General features: G+C 37.0%; 15 protein-coding genes. 8 read left to right on the forward strand and 7 right to left on the reverse strand.

The window, feature by feature from the left end; all coding sequences use genetic code 11:
- Window positions 1-331: 331 nt before the first annotated feature.
- The 7 genes from isdC (at window position 332) to T323_RS0107190 (ending at window position 8,882) form a co-directional block, all read left to right on the forward strand.
- The gene (gene isdC, locus T323_RS0107155) at window positions 332-1,012 is read left to right on the forward strand and encodes a heme uptake protein IsdC (RefSeq protein ID WP_026672657.1); all 681 of its coding nucleotides are present in this window, start codon (window positions 332-334) and stop codon (window positions 1,010-1,012) included.
- Window positions 1,013-1,014: 2 nt separating this feature from the next.
- On the forward strand, window positions 1,015-4,173 hold the full coding sequence (locus T323_RS0107160; RefSeq protein ID WP_245613699.1) for an NEAT domain-containing protein: 3,159 nt from the start codon (window positions 1,015-1,017) through the stop codon (window positions 4,171-4,173).
- Window positions 4,174-4,251: 78 nt separating this feature from the next.
- Entirely contained in the window at window positions 4,252-5,133 is an 882-nt protein-coding gene (gene isdE / locus T323_RS0107165) for a heme ABC transporter substrate-binding protein IsdE (protein ID WP_026672659.1), read from the forward strand.
- A gap of 24 nt (window positions 5,134-5,157) precedes the next feature.
- Window positions 5,158-6,141 (forward strand): FecCD family ABC transporter permease, encoded by a 984-nt coding sequence (locus T323_RS0107170; protein WP_026672660.1) that lies wholly within the window; start codon window positions 5,158-5,160, stop codon window positions 6,139-6,141.
- Window positions 6,131-6,901, forward strand: a complete 771-nt coding sequence (locus T323_RS0107175; protein ID WP_026672661.1) for an ABC transporter ATP-binding protein — start codon at window positions 6,131-6,133, stop codon at window positions 6,899-6,901. The genes T323_RS0107170 and T323_RS0107175 overlap by 11 nt, the downstream gene beginning before the upstream one ends.
- A 28-nt stretch (window positions 6,902-6,929) precedes the next feature.
- On the forward strand, window positions 6,930-7,694 hold the full coding sequence (gene srtB / locus T323_RS0107180; RefSeq protein WP_026672662.1) for a class B sortase: 765 nt from the start codon (window positions 6,930-6,932) through the stop codon (window positions 7,692-7,694).
- A gap of 579 nt (window positions 7,695-8,273) precedes the next feature.
- On the forward strand, window positions 8,274-8,882 hold the full coding sequence (locus tag T323_RS0107190; protein WP_026672664.1) for a lysozyme inhibitor LprI family protein: 609 nt from the start codon (window positions 8,274-8,276) through the stop codon (window positions 8,880-8,882).
- A 71-nt stretch (window positions 8,883-8,953) separates the two neighbouring features.
- On the opposite strand, the gene isdG is transcribed toward T323_RS0107190, so the two are convergent.
- From isdG to T323_RS0107210, 4 genes are read right to left on the reverse strand one after another with little or no spacing between them, the layout of a single operon-like run.
- Window positions 8,954-9,277: a heme oxygenase gene (gene isdG / locus T323_RS0107195; protein ID WP_026672665.1), complete on the reverse strand. Its 324-nt coding sequence runs from the start codon at window positions 9,275-9,277 to the stop codon at window positions 8,954-8,956.
- On the reverse strand, window positions 9,277-10,071 hold the full coding sequence (locus T323_RS0107200) for an ABC transporter ATP-binding protein (RefSeq protein WP_026672666.1): 795 nt from the start codon (window positions 10,069-10,071) through the stop codon (window positions 9,277-9,279). The genes isdG and T323_RS0107200 overlap by 1 nt, the downstream gene beginning before the upstream one ends.
- Window positions 10,071-11,066 carry a FecCD family ABC transporter permease gene (locus T323_RS0107205; protein ID WP_026672667.1) on the reverse strand — a complete coding sequence of 332 codons (996 nt, stop codon included), beginning with the start codon at window positions 11,064-11,066 and terminating at the stop codon, window positions 10,071-10,073. The genes T323_RS0107200 and T323_RS0107205 overlap by 1 nt, the downstream gene beginning before the upstream one ends.
- 5 nt (window positions 11,067-11,071) lie before the next feature.
- Window positions 11,072-12,025, reverse strand: a complete 954-nt coding sequence (locus T323_RS0107210) for an ABC transporter substrate-binding protein (RefSeq protein ID WP_026672668.1) — start codon at window positions 12,023-12,025, stop codon at window positions 11,072-11,074.
- Window positions 12,026-12,492: 467 nt separating this feature from the next.
- On the opposite strand from T323_RS0107210, the gene T323_RS0107215 reads away from it, so the two are divergent.
- Window positions 12,493-13,389 carry a glycerophosphodiester phosphodiesterase gene (locus tag T323_RS0107215; RefSeq protein WP_026672669.1) on the forward strand — a complete coding sequence of 299 codons (897 nt, stop codon included), beginning with the start codon at window positions 12,493-12,495 and terminating at the stop codon, window positions 13,387-13,389.
- A gap of 285 nt (window positions 13,390-13,674) precedes the next feature.
- On the opposite strand, the gene T323_RS0107220 is transcribed toward T323_RS0107215, so the two are convergent.
- The 3 genes from T323_RS0107220 to T323_RS0107230 all read right to left on the reverse strand — a co-directional run bounded on the left by T323_RS0107220 (window position 13,675) and on the right by T323_RS0107230 (window position 18,540).
- Window positions 13,675-15,987 (reverse strand): thiamine pyrophosphate-dependent enzyme, encoded by a 2,313-nt coding sequence (locus T323_RS0107220; RefSeq protein WP_026672670.1) that lies wholly within the window; start codon window positions 15,985-15,987, stop codon window positions 13,675-13,677.
- A gap of 17 nt (window positions 15,988-16,004) precedes the next feature.
- Window positions 16,005-17,012, reverse strand: a complete 1,008-nt coding sequence (locus T323_RS0107225) for a 2-oxoacid:acceptor oxidoreductase family protein (RefSeq protein WP_026672671.1) — start codon at window positions 17,010-17,012, stop codon at window positions 16,005-16,007.
- Between the two features lie 499 nt (window positions 17,013-17,511).
- Window positions 17,512-18,540, reverse strand: a complete 1,029-nt coding sequence (locus tag T323_RS0107230) for an HD-GYP domain-containing protein (RefSeq protein ID WP_026672672.1) — start codon at window positions 18,538-18,540, stop codon at window positions 17,512-17,514.
- Window positions 18,541-18,550: the final 10 nt, after the last annotated feature.

The following is an 18,550-nucleotide window of genomic DNA, read 5'->3' on the forward strand; positions in this document are numbered from 1 at the left end:
CATATACTATTGTAATGTAACGAGTGTGAATCAGTGAGGTGTTGCTATGGCAGGAAAATGAGAGCAGGAGGTTTTTTAAGTCGTAACATGCGTTCGAACCGTATAGAGTAGAAACAACTTCTTTTTTTATCGTTTTAATTGAGAATGATTATTGTTGTCGACGAAGGTGACAACATGCACAAAAGAAACAGTTTCTTTTTTTTAACTCTGTAATGAGAATGATTCTTATTATCGTGTATCGCATGTTCCGTACATATCAATTTGTCACATTCTTTTTTTTATTACTAATTGAGAATGATAATTATTTTCGGAAGTGAGGCAGAAGAAAAAGATGAAAAAAAGTCTAATGATAGTATTGTTGGTCGTTTCATTTGTGTGTATCCAAATGTTTGCACCACTCGCCTATGCAGCTGATTTAGCTGATGGTACATATACGATTAACTACACGGTATTAAAAGCTGAAAATGATTCAGTCTCAATGGCGAATGACTATTGGGAAAAACCAGCGAAAATATTTGTTGAAAATGGGCAAATGACAATGCAAATGAAAATCAACCATAGCGATTGGGTCACCGAATTTAAAGTGAAATCTGGCGGTGGTTTTGCTAATACTAGTGTCATAAGTGAAGATTCTGCGGCCAATACGAGAGTTGTTCAATTTAAAGTGAATGATCTTTCTACACCGTTAGAATCAAAAATTCATGTAACAGTGGATTCTATTGATTATGACCACGATTATACCGTTCGTTTTCGATTTGATACAAATTCATTGAAAACTATTAGTCTAGCAGAATCAAATGGAAATACGGATAACAACACTTCTGGTAATAATTCTGCTAACGAGAATTCATCTAACAAAAACAATGACTCATCAAATACAAACAATAGTGGACAACAAGTTGCGAACCCACAAACTGGAGAGGAAACGATTTGGATTTATGTCGTTTTACTTATTAGTTCAGTCGTTTACTTTTCAGTGAGAAGATTGAAAAAAGGAGAAATGGCAGAGTGAAAATGAAGTATAAAAAAGTGTTATCGAGTCTATTAATCTTTTTCATTGTTTTTGCAACTCTTGTCCCTTCAACTGTAGGAGCATCATCTGAGCCATTGGCAGATGGGGAATACACAGTAGGCTTTACGGTTTTGAAAGATAAAACAGATGATAAATCCATGATGGATAGTTACACTGAAAAACCAGCAACTCTTTTTGTTGAAGAAGGTCAATATTTTATTCATCTGACATTAAAAAATAGTGATTGGATTAAAGAGTTTAAAACAGATCGAAATGGTCACTTTGTTGATGCTGAAGTTGTAAGTGTAGATGAAGCAGCGGATAAGCGTGTTGTTCGGTTTAAAGTTCTAAACCTCAGCAATAAGCTAGATGCTTTCACACATGTTGTTATACCTTTTTTAAATTATGACAGTAAATACACAGTTCAAATAAAGTTTGACCCAGCGTCATTAACAGAAATTAATGTACCAACACCACAAGAACCAGAACAACCAGATCCAACACCTGAGGAGCCGGAGCAACCAACTGAACCAGAGCCAACACCTGAGGAACCAGAACAACCGAGTGAACCAGAACAACCAGATCCAACACCACAAGAGCCAGAACAACCAACTGAACCAGAGCATCCTCAAAATCCAATTGAATTAGAAGATGGTTTATATTCTTTAGGGTTTAAAGCGATACATTCAGAAACAGATGCGATTTCTGCAACCGACCGATATTTTACAAAACCAGCTACGTTAAATGTTGAAAATGGGAAACACATCGTTTCATTTGAAATTAACGATAGTTTAACGATTACAGCACTACAAGTCGAACACCAAGGTGAATTTAAAGATGCTCAAGTCGTGAGCCGAAATGAAGAAAAAAATACACGAGTCGTTCAGTTTGAAGTCGATGATGTAACGGAAAAAGCTAGAGGAAAAGTTTCAATGGTTGTCGGAAGCTATAGTGCAACACGTGACTTCCGTTTTGAATTTTATCCGGAAGATGCTGAAAAACTTCCTAATCCACAACCAGAACAACCAAGCGAGCCAGAGCCACAGCCAACAGAACCAGAATTAGAGGAAGGTTTCTATTCATTAGATTTTAAAGCAATTCATGCAGAAACTGATGCCATTTCTGGAACTGATAGTTACTTTACAAAGCCGGCCACGGTGAGAGTGGAAAATGGTACAAATATTGTTTCATTCGAAATCAACCGCAGTTCAACGATTACAGGACTTCAAGTTGAATACCAAGGCGAATTTAAAGATGTGATCGTTGTAAGTCAAAATAAAGAATTGAATACTAGAGTTGTTCAGTTTGAAGTGGAAGATTTAACAAAAAAAGTACGAGGGAAAGTTTCGATGGTTGTTGGGAATTACAGTGCAACACGTGATTTCCGTTTTGAGTTTTACCCAGAAAATGCGGAATCTATTACCGTTACACAACCAGAAACAGAGGAAATTGACGGCAAAAAAACAGCTGTTGTGGATAGTATAGAGCATTTCCAATTCAAAGATGATGTTTATACAGTAAATAATAGTCATGCTAACACGACTTTCCAGTTTTCAAACGAAGTATTAGCGCAATTACATTCTGCTGCCACAATTGCTATTCCAGTAGGAAAAGAAATTAAAGCAGAAATTCCAGTTTCATTATTGAAAGATTCTGGAGAAACAGCAATTTTTGATATTGTCGATGTTTCAACTGCTCACCAATTCAATGACGCAAGAAGCTCATTATATGACTTCACTATAAAAATCGGAGATACGGTTATTTCTTCGTTTGAAGCAACACCGATTACATTAGAATTCGCAGTGAATAAAGAAAAAGTAATCAATTGGGATGCACTTTCAGTCATGTATGTAAATACACAAGGAGAAAAAGCTGAGTATATTGAGCCGACTTATATTCACGAACAAGATGGCAAAGTTCGAGCTGAAGTTACTCATTTTAGTAGTTATGGTGTGTTTGAAGAAGTGGAGCAAGAGAATGAAAACCCGCCCGTCGTTGAACAACCTGTTGATGAAGAACTTCAAGATGGGCAATATACGATTGATTTCACAGTATTGAAAGATGGGACAAATGAACGTTCTGTAATGGATCAATATACAGCAAAACCTGCTTTACTAGTTGTTGAAAATGGCAACAAGCACATTGATCTAACATTAACACAAAGTGATTGGATTAAAGTGTTTAAAGTAGATGTTGATCGTACGCTACAAGACGCTGAAGTCGTAAGTCATAATACCGAAGAGAATACTAGAGTTGTTCGTTTCGGACTTCAAGATTTAGAATCCAAATTAGGTGCGTATACAGAAGTTTCTGTCACGTCCCCAATTGAATATGAAGGAAAATATGATGTTCAGTTTCAATTTGATGCTTCTAGTGTAGAGCTAGTGAATGGCGGAGAAGAAGAGGAAAGACCAAATCCAACACCGTCTCCAACGCCAGGACCAACACCAACACCACCAACTCCTCCGACTCAACCTACACCTACTCCGGGACCAGGTGAAGAAGAAGGGTTAGCAGATGGACGCTATACAATTGATTACACAGTGTTAAAAAATAACACGAATGAAGTATCAGTTATGGACGATTATACGTTGAAACCTGCTGTGTTAACAGTAGAAAATGGTAAACAAACAATCGATGTAACGTTATTGAGAAGTGAATGGGTGAAAGTATTTCAAGTTTTAGACAAAAACAATTATGTCGATGCCGAAGTTGTTTCAACAGATGCCACGACAAATACACGTGTTGTTCGATTTGCGGTAGAAGATTTGTCAGCGTTGTTCTACGCGTATACAGAGGTACTTATACCGGAAATCAGCTATGATGGAAAGTATTATGTTCAGTTTCAATTTGATGAGGATAGTATTACAAAATTAGATGGAAATGATCCTGTTGTGGAACAGCCAACTACACCACCAGGAACTCAACCGACTAACCCAGAATCAAATGAGGGAACAAACCCAGGAACGACAAATGATGATGATAAAATTGATTTTGATCGAGATGGAGATGACACGAATAACGAGACAACAAAAGAAACTTCAAAATCAAAGAATCCAAAAACATCAGACCATATTTTAACACAAGTCATTTTATACTTGTTGTTATTTACAGGCTCTGCCGTGTTTTTAATTCGAAAATATCGTCTAGGTCAACTATAAAAACAATTGAGTCTAGATGCATTGTTGCATCTAGACTTACTCTATGATTCTAGTGAAAGTATTCTTGGGGGTTGAATCATGAAAAAATATTTTCTTACTGCTGTTGCTTTTCTTGTTATATTAACAGGCTGTTCTCCAGAAGATGAGGTCTTAGTTGAAGCAAAAGAACAAGAGGAGACAAAAGATGAGTTTCGTATTGTTGCTACGACGGTTGCGGTCGCCGAAATTATGGATGCGCTAGAGCTTGATTTAGTGGGGATTCCTACAAGCTATAAAGAAATGCCAAAAAGATATGAAGGTGTAACAGAAGTCGGAAATCCAATGAGTCCAGATATGGAACGAGTGAAATCGCTACACCCTACCGATGTGTTATCCGTGACAACGCTACAATATGATTTAGAACCCGTGTTTTCAGGAGTAGGAATGGATGCGACTTTTTTAAACCTTGAAAGTGTAGATGATATGCAACAATCGATTTTACTATTAGGGGAAAAATATGACAGGTTAGAGCAGGCAAAAGCCATTAATGGAGAGTTTGATGAAAAAGTGGAGCAGATTCAACAAGAGATTGAGGGGAAAGAAAAACCGTCCGTCCTTATTTTACTAGGGGTGCCTGGTAGTTATCTAGTCGCAACTGAGCATTCGTATATAGGAGATTTAGTGAGATTATGCGGCGGTGAAAATATCGTGACAGGTGAAGAAGTAGAATATTTGGCTTCGAATACCGAATATTTACAACAAGCCAATCCTGACATTATTTTACGAGCGGCCCATGGAATGCCAGAAGAAGTCGTAGAAATGTTTGATGAAGAGTTTAAGAAAAATGACATATGGAAACACTTTGACGCCGTCAAACATAATCGTGTGTATGATCTTGATGAACTTTATTTTCCTACGACAGGAAATTTAGCTGCTGTTGAAGCATTAGAACAATTGTACACGATGTTATATCTAGAATAATGAATATAGAAAAGGACGTTTACGATGAACAAAACTGTACTTAGCTTTTTGGGGGTTACCATTCTTCTTATAGCGGTTACGATTTTTTCGGTTACAACGGGTAGTATTGAAGTAAAAGTGTTTGAATTTTTTCAAGGAATGATAACTGGAACGAATGAGAAAGTAGAAGTAATTAAGGATTTACGTTTGCCACGGGTGATTATCGCCATCTTTACAGGAGCGGCTCTAGCCGTATCTGGTGTATTATTGCAAGCGGTCATGAAAAATCCACTTGCAGATGCGGGTGTTATTGGGATTTCATCTGGTGCTGGGTTTGTCTCCATTCTTATTGTTAGTATTTTTCCAACGCTATTTTTTTGGATGCCGCTTTTTGCGTTTGTAGGTGGAGCGTTAGCTTGCTTTTTAGTATATTCCCTGTCGTGGAAATCAGGACTAAGTCCACTTCGACTTATTTTAGTTGGAATTGCGATTAATGCGACATTTTCAGGATTAAGTGAAACATTTAATTTTAGGGGGAGTTATTCAGTAACGAGTATAAGTCAAACGACAACATCGACATTAACGATGAAAACATGGAGTGATGTTGAAATTATTGTCTTGTATGTCTCGATCGGGCTCATTCTAGCTATATTTCTAGCCTCTGCATGCAATGTGTTAGCGTTACAAGAGAAAACCGCAAAAAACTTAGGATTACATGTAACAAGAGCCCGACTTTTTATTTCCGCAGTTGCTGTCTTGTTAGCAGCGGTTTCTACTGCTATCGCGGGAGTTATCGCGTTTGTTGGCTTATTAGTACCTCATACATCACGGCAGTTTGTAGGAACCGACCATAAACGACTTATTCCTTTTTCAGCAATACTTGGAGCATTGTTAATATTATCAGCAGATACGTTAGGGAGGACAATTGTTGCCCCAAATGAAATTCCAGCATCTATTATAATGGCAATTATTGGCGGACCATTTTTAATTTTTATGCTTAGAAAGAGTGATAAAATCCATGGAAGTTAAACAAGTGACATTCTCGTACGAGCAAAAGATGAACCAACTAGAAAATGTGAATTGCCAAATTGAGGAAGGGAAAATAACAACAATTATTGGTCCTAATGGTTCTGGTAAATCAACGTTATTAGGTGTAATGTCAAGAAACTATAGCCCGAAAAATGGAGAAGTCATTCTTGACGGTCGAGCGATCAGTCAATATAAACCAAAAGAGTTTGCGAAAAAATTAGCTGTGGTTCACCAACAAAATGAAGCCCCTGAAGATATGACAGTCGAAAAATTGACCGCATATGGACGTCTTCCCTATAAATCAATGTTTTCCCAAGAAAGCGAGGAAGATAAAAAAGCGGTGGAGTGGGCATTAATTTGCACAAAGCTTCAATCTAAGCGACATGTTAAAATAACAGAGTTATCAGGTGGTGAGCGTCAGCGGGTCTGGATTGCCATGGCATTAGCGCAACAAACGCCAATTTTATTTTTAGATGAACCAACAACGTATTTAGATTTATATTATCAATATGAAATATTAGAGTTAGTGAAAAGCTTAAATCAAGTATACCAATTAACGCTCGTCATGGTACTACATGATATTAATCAAGCGATTAAATATAGTGATCATATTATCGCAATGAAACAAGGACAAATCATTCTTCAAGGTAAGCCAAGTGAAGTGATTACAACAGCGTCAATGAAGGATATATATAATGTTGACGTTTTAGTTAAACAAGAAAACGAAACAGGATTATACATTGTTCCGATTGGCATTTAAACAGAAAATGAAGAAGGGGGGAACATGAATGGATGAAAAAAGGAAAAAAACAAAAGCGATGCATCGGCTCGGCACGCTTTTGTTTTTATCGATTTTATTATTTTCTTCGTATAAGCTTGGCATGACATTTTGGGATTATTATAAAAACAGACAAGTGATGGCAGAAGCTCAAGATGTTTATTATGAAGCTACCATTGTTGAAGAAGATTCAGATGGCATTCGTTCACAGTTTGGACCTCTTCTTGAAATAAATAAAGATATTGTAGGATGGATTACAGTTGATGGCACGGTCATTGATTACCCGATTGTTCGAGCTGTAGACAATGAATACTATTTAAACAGGAGCTTTAAACATGAGGAAACGAGAGCAGGAAGTATTTTTATGGATTACCGAAATAACGTAGAGATGAATAATCGTAATATTATTTTATACGGTCACCGTATGCGGGACGGTTCGATGTTTACTCAGCTCAACCAGTATTTGGAGGAAGACTTTTTTTACAGTCACCCGATTTTTTATTTTGATACGTTATATAAAGGTTATGATGTCGAGGTTTTTTCAGCGTATTTAACGACAACCGATTTTTACTATATTGAAACAGATTTTCAAAGTGATGCCGATTATCAGACTTTTATTGAAAGACTAAAAGAAAAGTCTTTGTTTGAAAGTGATGTTACGATTGAAGAAACTGACCAAATTATTACTTTATCCACTTGTGATTATACATTAGATCGCGATACAGGTAGATTAGTGGTACATGGGAAATTAAAAGAAAGAAGTTCAGTTCAATAATGGAATTGGACTTTTCTTTTTTTGACATATAAAAGAGCATAAAAATTCTGGCATAGCAGTGAAGTTTTGAAAGCTTATACAAGACAAACAAGAAAAGACCCAAGTGAATCATTCAACACTTGGGTCGGATTAATCGTGTTAGTGATCTTGGTGTTTATGGGAAGTGAGCGGCCATGAAAACCGTTATCTGTGAACATGGCTAGCGTTTTGGAACGTTGGCGGACACAGGAGCAGTTAATCATAATATATCGCTAGGAATAGAGTGGCTTTTGCGTGAATAAGTGCTCCTGTGGCCGCTAAAAAACGGAAACCCGTATCATGTTCACAAATAACGGCTGCTCTGACCGCAAAAATGAGACAAATGAGTGAGCATAATAATTTTGGTCTAGCAGCGAAGCATAGAAAGCTTATTCAAGAAGAGCACATGGGGTTCACTGTCAAAACGGGCAGGGATCCGCACTTCGCTTGAAACGAAACACCGCTCCCGCGTTTTTCTTATGGTAATTTTGGAAATTATGATAAACTAACTATGCTAGTTGAAATGTAATCTAGTAAAAAATAAATAGATGAGGTTAGATTATGCAAAAAAAGATGAGAGTGTTTACGACAATGTTGATTGGAGTTTCTACAGTATTATGTGCTTGTAACAGTTCTGATGATGTATCTACTAACACGAATACTCAAGTTGCAAATAGTAATTTGGAGCAAAAAATAGTAGATGAAACTTTGGAGCGAGATGAAACAGAAATAGAAGCAGAAGACGTTTCACAAGAGCAGGATAACACGAAGGAGGTTGAACAAGAGCTTACTTCTCATTCTGACAAAGAATCTCAAGAAGACAAGAAAGGTGACTATCTTAAGAAGTTGAATGAAATGGAAGAAGCCGATCGACAATTAGAACCTGGCGTAACAATGGCAGAGTTGGAAGAGCAAGAAGAAGAGAGATATCGAAAGTGGGATGAAGAATTAAATAAAATTTACGGTGTGTTGAAAGAACAACTGAAGCCTGAAGAAATGGATAAGCTAAGGGAAGAGCAACGAGAGTGGATTATTTACCGAGATAATACGGCGAAAGAATCATCGTTAAAATACGAAGGTGGCTCAACGGAAACATTAGAGTATATTGCGACGCAAGCAACGTTAACAAGAGAAAGGTGCTATGAATTAGTAGCGAAATATATGCAATAATATTGACTCTTCTTAATAGAGCCATAGTTGCCGTTACAACTGTAACGGCAACTATGGCAGGTAGTAACATGTTATTGAGCGGCTTTTAATGGTTGACGTACAACCATGACATCATAAAATGTTGTTTTGTTTTCAATAATAAATTCAGGTTGACCACCACGGTGAGCATGAGCTTCTTTAAAAGCGTCACTTCGAGTCCAACCGTGAAAAGCATCTTTATTTTCCCAACGCGTACTAATAGTGACCTCATCATAGTCTTTTGTGTTTTCTGTTAATAATACTTCTAGACCTAAAAAGCCTTCCATTCCTTCTACTTTTCCAACCTTATTGAAACGTTCAATTAATTTTTCAGCAAACCCCGGTTGAATTTTTACAGTGTTTGTTACAATTACCATTATGAATTCCTCCCATTTTTTATTGTTTTTATTGGTATTATAATTGGATAACCATCTTCAAATTGCACTTTCGCTTCGATGCCATAGACATCTTGTAAAAACTGAGCCGTAATCATTTCTTTCGGTTGACCGGTAGTGACAATGGCTCCTTTTTTCATTGTGATGAGATGATGACAATACTTTGCGGCTTGTTGTAAATCATGAAGGACCATAATTATCGTCATTTGATAGTTTTGATTAATATGGTCAAGCATTTCCATTACATCAAGTTGATGAGAAATATCTAAGTATGTTGTTGGTTCATCCAATAATAATAAATTTGTTTGTTGAGCAAGGGCCATCGCAATTCTAGCTTTTTGTTGTTCACCTCCCGATAAAGTATGAAACATACGGTTAGCATGTTTTGAAGTTCCGGTTACATCCATTGCCCATTCAATGGCGATTTTGTCGTCTGTAGAAAGACGGTAAGTAAAAAGCTGTTGATGTGGAGAGCGACCGTATGTAATGAGTTCTTTTACGGTAAGGTTTGGTAGAACTCCTTTTGATTGTGGAAGCATGGCTAATGTTGTCGCAAACTCTTTTGCTTTATATTCATGTAATTTCTTTTCATTGAGCCGAACTTCTCCTTTATCAATAGAAAGCAAACGGGTAAGCACTTTAAGTAATGTGGATTTTCCAGAACCATTTGGACCAATAATGCCAGTGATTTTTCCTACTTCAAATGAGACAGAAATATCGTGGAGAGAAAACCTGCCAACGTGGGTGGTAACTTCTTTTGTATAAATGGCTGACATTACATGACCCTCCGTTTTCGTAATAAATATAAGAAAAATGGTGCACCTAAACATGCTAATAAAATCCCTACAGGAAGTTCAGTTGGATCAAACCATGAGCGGGCAATCGTATCGGCAAAAACAACAATCGTTGCCCCAGCCAATATTGATAAAGGTAATAAAAACCGATAATCCTCTCCGATTAATAACCGGATAACATGAGGAATAACAAGACCGACGAAGCCAATTAAACCAGCCACACTGACAGCCGTACCTGCAAGAAACGCAGCTAGAATAATAATCAGAAATCGGTGTAGTTCTACTCGTTGACCTAGTAGTTTGGCAGAATCATCTCCTAATAATAATAGGTTGATAGATTTTATGGTGAAAAAGCTTAACCCTAACCCAATGATGGCGTAGGGAGCCATAAATTCAAGGTGGTACCAGCTTCTCCCATTTAATCCCCCAGCTAACCATGGAAGCACAGCTTGAACACGGTCACTATAAATGACCATGACACCACTCGTCACAGCACCTAAAAGCGAGTTCATGGCGACACCAGCAAGAATGATTTTTAATGGAGACGCTCCATTATCCCAAGCAAGACCGTAAATAATCATCGCAGTTAGAAAAGCACCTAAAAAAGCAGTAATCGGTAATAACAAACTGAATTGCGGGAATAAAATCATCGTAATAATCGCGGCTAATCCACCACCAGCTGTAACTCCAATAATTCCTGGATCGGCTAATGGGTTGTTCATAACACCTTGTAATAATGCACCTGAAGCAGCTAAACAAGCCCCTACTAATAACCCAATTAATACCCGTGGAAGACGTAAGTCCATTATTATCGTTTGATAGACTTGGTCGCTTTCACCAAACAATACTTGCCAAATCTCTCGTAACGAAATCGGAATAGAACCATATGTTAAGCCATAAAAGCAGACAAGAAGGAGAAGTATAGGGGTTACAATAAGTACCCACCTTCTTCGTTTATTTCTTGTTTCAATATTCATTAAGGTTACTCCACTTCTAGTAAAATTTCATAAAGATAATCAAGAGCTTCCGTCACTTGAGTGCCAGGGTTCGTCCCGAATAAATGTGTTGGTAATATTTCAATTTGATTATTAACAACCGCATCAAGATTATTCCATGCAGCATTTTGCTGCATTTCTTTAATAAAGCCTTCTTTTACCGATTCAGGGTTACCATGAACCATAAGCAACACGACTTGCGGATTGGCTTCAATAATTCGTTCTGTATTTAATTGTGCATATTGGGGATAATGATCCAGCTGTGGAAAATCAGCTGCGATATTTTTTGCCCCGACGGTTTCTAACATATTTCCACTTAAGGAATTTGGTAAAGCGACCATATATGTTCCTGGAGCGCCATAAACTAATAACACCCGAACTTCATTAGAAAGCGGTTTGTTTTGAATCGATGTTACCTTTTGTTCAATGGTTTCCTTTAATTGTTCGGCTTTTTCTTGTTTCTGTAGCAGTGTCCCATATAAAGTAATTTGTTTTGTAATATCATCGATAGAATTAGCATTGGTTAGAACAAGTTGTGAGCCAATACTAGCAATCGTTTCTATATCTTTTTGATTCATTGGGTAATTGCCGAGTACAACATCGGGACGCAAATATGTCACTTTTTCTAAGTCAAATTCATGAGTAGAGCCGATTTGTTCGACAGATTCTGCTTCAGGAACAGATAAGACTCCACGTGTAGTTGGTCGACCAACAAGCTCTGATTCTAATGCATAAATAATATCCATATCGCCATTACTTAAGGCGATAATCCTCTCGGGTGGTGCAGAAAAGGAAAGTGTTCTTTCAGCAAAATCAGTAATCGTAATTTCATGCGAGTTTTGTTGGATATTATCATTTTCTGTTTTATCTGAAACATTAGCAGCTGTGCCGCTACAAGCTGTTAATAAGAGAGTAACTAGTAGAAATAGATACTTTTTCATAAAAATCCCCTTCTCTAAATGATAATGAGTATCAATGTCAACTTAATGATAATGAATCTCATTCTTAATGTCAATAAATAATTCACACTTTTTTCATAAACATACATACAAAAGTCATAATCGACACATACTACCAAGTATGGGTATTAAAGGCCGTTTTTTGTCAGAAAGCTTAAAAACAATGTAAAAACAATGACTAAAAATGAAAAGTAGTTTACAAAGACTCCATATAGGATTTGAGGCGTTTTTATCTTTATTTTTATAAAGAAATGTATTGAATTGAAATCGTTGTCAAAAAAAGAAAATAACATAGTACTAGAGTAGAGAGGGGAAGGAGTAGTTGACAGGTTGATTAGGTATAAAGATATATTTGGGTAATTGAAAAGTTTTTTTACATTAAACCTAAATAACATTCATATTCTCCCGTTAAAGTAGAGCTTGTACAAAACAAAAAGGAGATGAAGAAAATGAAAAAATGGATGAAAAGAACCGCTGTGGCCCTTTTAAGTATTGGTCTACTGACTCAAATTGCAGCTCCAAGTGTTATGGCAAATTCGAATAAACCTGCTCCAGATGCAAAGATTTTAAATGTCGCTCACCGTGGAGCATCTGGGCATGCACCAGAGCATACGATTATCGCTTATGAAAAAGGAATTGAAATGAAAGCAGATTATATTGAAATTGACTTGCAAATGACAAAAGATGGTGTTCTTATCGCCATGCACGATACAACAGTCAATCGAACGACAAATGGGACAGGCCGTGTAGCAGATAAAACAGTAGCAGAAATTAAAAAATTGGATGCTGGATCATGGTTTAATCAAAGGAATCCAGGGAAAGCAAAGGAAGAATATGTTGGACTTGAAGTACCGACGTTAGAGGAAATTTTTCAACACTTCGGAAAAAGCACGAAATATTATATTGAAACAAAGTCTCCAACACTATATCCTGGAATGGAAGATGAGCTGTTACGACTTATGGATGAATATAAATTAACAGGTGTGAATGGGCGTTCTAGCCATGTCATTATTCAATCGTTTCACCCAGAAAGCTTACTTATCATTCATGAAAAGAACCCTAATATTCCGTTAGTACAATTACTAAGCTTCCCTACTACTGGAATTGGAGCAGATAGAGAATTAGAACAAATTAAAAAATATGCAATCGGAGTCGGTCCAAACTTTTCAAGAACAAATGAAAGTTATATTCAAAAAGTAAGAAGTCATGGTTTGTCGATTCACCCATACACATTAAATTCCGAAGAGCAAATGAGAAGAGCGCTTGAGTGGGGAGTAACAGGGGTATTTACTGATTATCCAGATGTATTCCGTCAAGTGATTAAAGAATATAAAAGCAAAAAATAACAAAAAAGCTTGTCCGCGAAGTTGTGGACAAGCTTTTTTGTGTTTGTAAACTTAGCGGACATCTTTTCCGCTATTTTAGATAAAAAGAGTGATTTCGAAATGCTGTCGGACTTCTATTCCGTTAAATCTGGAAAATACAATGTTTTTGATCTGATTTCTATGAAATAACGGAACGGATGTCCGGTAAGATTAAAAATTAGAAAAGCCTATGAAAATAAGAAATAGCGGAACGGTTGACCGTTACGAAAAATAACTCGTTCCGCTTTAGCATCATCTTAAAAAAGTTTACAAATATGGACTTTCATGTTTCGCTTTTAACATGTTCCAACGGCGGTCCACTTCTTTATTGAAAACTTCTAATAACGCTTTATTTTCCTCTGTTAGCATATGTTTTGTTTTCCCCATTAAACGTAACCATTCTTTCATATCCACACGCTTCTTTTTTGCCTCTGGATCATACGTAATCGTTGTGATTCCGTGTTCAACTTCATAGAGAGGGAAGAAGCAAGTGTTCACAGCAGCTTCAACAATGGTCTGGCCGAGTTCATCTTTTGATTTCCAGTTTAATGGACAAGTAATTAGAATTTTTCCATACACTAATCCCTCATTCTGAGCATACCATTGGGCTTTAGCTGCTTTCTTTAATAAATCTCGATCAAATGCTTCTGTTCCTGTAAAAACATAAGGAATATGTGTTGCCGCCATGATTTGCGCAGTATCTTTATGGTGAAACGGTTTTCCTTGTTGAAAGTTACCGACACTTGATGTACTCGTCATATGTCCCATAGGTGTAGAATAAGAAAGTTGGCTTCCTGTATTCATATAACCTTCATTATCATATTCAAGAATAATCATCTTATGGTTACGGAGGGCAGTTCCAATGGCAGGTCCCATCCCAATATCCATTCCACCATCACCTGTGACCATGACGAACGTGAAATCATCACTTAACCCAAGCTCTTCAAATTCACCCCGGCGTTTCCGTTCATGGAACATTTCAACAAGACCAGATAGTGTCGCAGAACCATTTTGAAACAAATTATGAATGTATGTTGCTTTATGAGCACTATACGGGTAGCCAGTTGTAACAACCATTGCACAGCCTGTGTGGAATAAAGCGACAATATCGCCTTCAATTCCTTTAAAAAACAACTCTAATCCAGAGAAGATCCCACAGCCAGGACAAGCTCCATGCCCAGAAGCAATTCGCTTCGGCTTTTTTGTTAAATTTCGCAATGGAGGAATTTTTACTTTTAATTCACCTGTTGCTTCATCTTTTGTCACATTAATTAGACCTGACTTTAAGTCTTCTTTTTTCATAGGGTGTACTACTCGCTGTGGTGCATGTTCTGGTTTTCCGGGTGAATGGCCGAAATAATCAAATGGCTTATCGACTTGGTCTTGTTCAACTGCATCTAATGCGAGCTGGAAAAAATGTTCTGCATCATCAGCAAAAAAGTCTTTCCCTCCTAATCCGTAAATGCGATTAATCACTTTTGTTGTTGAGTTTCCAGCTGTTTGTAATGCCGCTCTTATTTCAAGTGCCATATTTCCACCGTGAGCACCATAAGAATCGCCTCTGTCTCCAACTGTAATGGCTTTTACATTTTCAAGTGCTTTCACAATTTGCTTTTGTGGAAATGGGCGAATCATATTTGGTGAAATGACACCAGCTTTTATCCCTTTTTGTCGGAGTTTGTCAGCAACATCTTTACAAACTTCAGCAGCAGAATTTAACATAAACACACAAATTTCTGCATCTTCCATCCGGTATAAATCGACAACTGGATATTCACGTCCTGTTAATGTTGTGTATTCAGCTGAAAGGCGTTCAAATACGCTTTCGGCATTATACATCGCTTCAGATTGCTGATAACAGTTGTTAATATAATCAGGTTCATTCATATACGGACCAATTGTCACTGGGTTTTCACGGTCTAATGCGTGAGGAAACTGAGTAGGTGGTTTCCCGATATAATCTTGAACATCTTGGTTGTTTTTAATAACTTGAACTCGTCTTTTTTGGTGTGATGTAAAATAACCGTCAAAAGATACGATAACAGGAAGTCGTACATCATGATCTTCAGCAAGCTTAATCGCGATAATGTTCATATCGTAAACCATTTGTGGATCGCGAGCCATTAATATTGGCCAGCCTGTGTTTAAGGCAAAATATAAATCAGAGTGATCACCATGGATGTTTAATGGGCCTGAAACAGAACGGTTTACTAAGTTTAATACCATTGGAAAGCGTGTACCGGATTGAACTGGTAATTGTTCAAGCATATAAAGAAAGCCATTTGCACTTGTTGCATTAAACACTCGTCCCCCACCAGTGGAAGCACCGTAACAAATCCCTGCTGAACCATGTTCTCCGTCCGCTGGAATCAACACGATATCGTGTTTTCCTTTTGCTTTCATCCCATCTAAAAATTGGGCAACTTCAGTAGAAGGGGAGATTGGATAATAACCCATGACATGATAGTTGATTTGATGGGCAGCATATGCCGCCATTTCATTTCCAGATTCAAAGACAATGCTTTGTTCTGCCGTACCTTTTGGAATTTCGATTGTTTCTTTATTTATTTCAATGGACATGGTATTTCCACCTTTCCTTATTTAGTCACGAGGTCAAACAAATGGGGGACACGATTTGATTCTGCAAACCCGTCATCATATTCTCTTTCACTCGATAACGCCTCCACAGGACAGGCGTGGACACACTTCAAACAGCCTTTACAATATTGATAATCGATGCCTTTTAAAAACATTTGGGGTCTGCCTCGTTTATCTTCTTTTTCTTCCCAAACAAAACAAAAATCAGGACAAACGGTATCACAAGCGGCACAGTTTATACACTTATCATCATGAAAATGGGGAAGCATTCCAGCACGCGAAATGCTTAGATCCTTTAAGATGCTATTACCAGGGTTAATGACAGTTCCGCCAATAGGTTGAGTTTGGTATCCTAGCTTTGGCTCTTCTCGTGTAAATGGAATTGGTTGAACCGCTTCTTGGGGTGCAAATGTTTTGAATTGAACTTCGTGAAAGCCTCTATCAAAGGTGCGGATATTTGGTTCTACAAGGTGTGGGTATTTATGTTCGAATGTTCGACGGATAGTATTTCTCATGGAGTCAGCATCTAAAAAATCCAATATGCGATATAGGGAGCCTAACATCGCGGTGTTCACCTTTGTTCCTTCTTCAAGAGCAATTCCAGTAGCATCAATGACAGCAATCGTTCCGCTTTCTATTGACATAATGTTTTTTAAGATGTCCGGGGATTTTTGTGTATTAACAAGAACCGTGCTGTCTGGATAAATTCCACTTGTACAATGTAGTGTTTTAAATAAAGCATCGTGAAAAATGCCAACGACATGAGGTCGCTCAATCGGGGTATTATCTCTAATGTTAATATGTGGATCACAAAAGCGAATATGAGCTTTGACGGGAGAACCTTTTTTCTCAGAACCATAAGATGAAAAGCCAACACCATTTAAACCATTACCAACAACTCCGTCTTCCGATAGCATTTTACCGGCTAAGTTTGCGCCTAATCCACCGATAGACTCGAGACGGATTTCAAAAAAGCCTAATTCATTTACTTTAGGTAATATTGTCATGTAAAGCCTCCTTAATTTTGAATTTTCAATAAATTTTGTGTTTTTATTGTAACAGGGTAATTTATTGAATACAACAGTTTTTTATTAAATGTTATTATAACAAATAAACAAAGCGTGTAAATGGTAATTTTAAAGATATAATTATGAATTTATTGTTCACAAAGTCTCTGGTTTATTGATATAGTACAGTTTATTTTTGTGTTGTAACAGCGTGAAGTTATGTGACAATATTATTGTTAGTATTGTTGAAATAGCTTAAATGAAATAGAGAAAAACGCGAGAGTGTCTTTTCGTTTCAAGTGAAGTGTGGTTCCCTGCCCGCTTTTGACAGTGAACTCCAAAAGCTCTTCTTGGGGTGAAACACGAAGGTGGACAGCCTTCGCTCTTCTAGAATGAGCTTTCAAAGCTTCACTACTAGACGAAAACTTTTATACTCTAATCTATAAAAAAAGTGTTCAAACCGGAATGACCCGTTTTGAACACTGGAATTATCGTTATATTAATATGATATTTTTAATGAATACTCTTTTCGTAAATCAATATATTCTTCATTGTCTAACTTAAGTAAAGGCTGGTGTGGTTCGTTATCATGGATGAAAATAATTTCAGCTTTTTGTCCATTTGATAACGTCACTTCTTCAAATAAATGCTGACGCATAATATATTGTACGAATGGAATGACAACAGCAGGATTTAATTGATTTGCTTGAGCCATAGAGACAAGCTCATATACACTTTCAAAAGGTGTTTTCCTTTGGCCATATTGTTTCATACTCATTGCATTGAAGCAATCTGCAACGGCAACAATTTGGATGAAATAGGATGGGTTCTTATCATGATTGCCTAATGGGTAACCGCTACCATCCACTCTTTCATGATGTGATTTTGCCGCTTTTATAACGAGTTCATCAAGCCCTTTTACCATTCTGAGCAAATCTGGACCGTATTGTGTATGCTTTTTCACCTCAGTATATTCTTCATCTAATAATGGCTCGTTTTTTTCTAAAATAGATGGATTGACTTGTAACATTCCGATGTCGTGAAAAAGTCCCATTGTGGCTAATAATTTACACTCTTTTTTTGTATAGCCAAGTTTTTTCCCAATAATCGCAGCGAAAATACCAACATTCATACTATGTTGATATAAGTAATCTTGTTTTTGGAATTCAGTTTGTACTAAAGCTAAAATTGAAACATCATTCATCGACATGTCAACAAGATGGTTAAATTGTTTGATTAACTGGGGAACTTTCGAGTCGTCCATTTGTACCAGATGAGAAAATGTGTCTTTAACGAGAGAAAGGCAATTTTCATATGGTTCTTTTGTTGGAGACTTGACTTTTGGTTTAACGGATGACCCCTTTTTTTCTACAATAACTTGTTGACCGAAGCGATAGTTTTGTAATAGTAAAACATGTGTTTCATTTAGGGTAATTCCTTTTTTTAACAACAGAATTCCTTGGTCTGAAAAAATATCTTCTCCTAAAGAGCTACCGACTAAATCAAATGAAATTTCACTATGCTCCATCTAAATTCCC

The sequence above is a fragment of the Alkalihalobacillus bogoriensis ATCC BAA-922 genome (assembly GCF_000621445.1).
Classification (GTDB): Bacteria; Bacillota; Bacilli; order Bacillales; family Bacillaceae_F; genus Bacillus_AO; species Bacillus_AO bogoriense.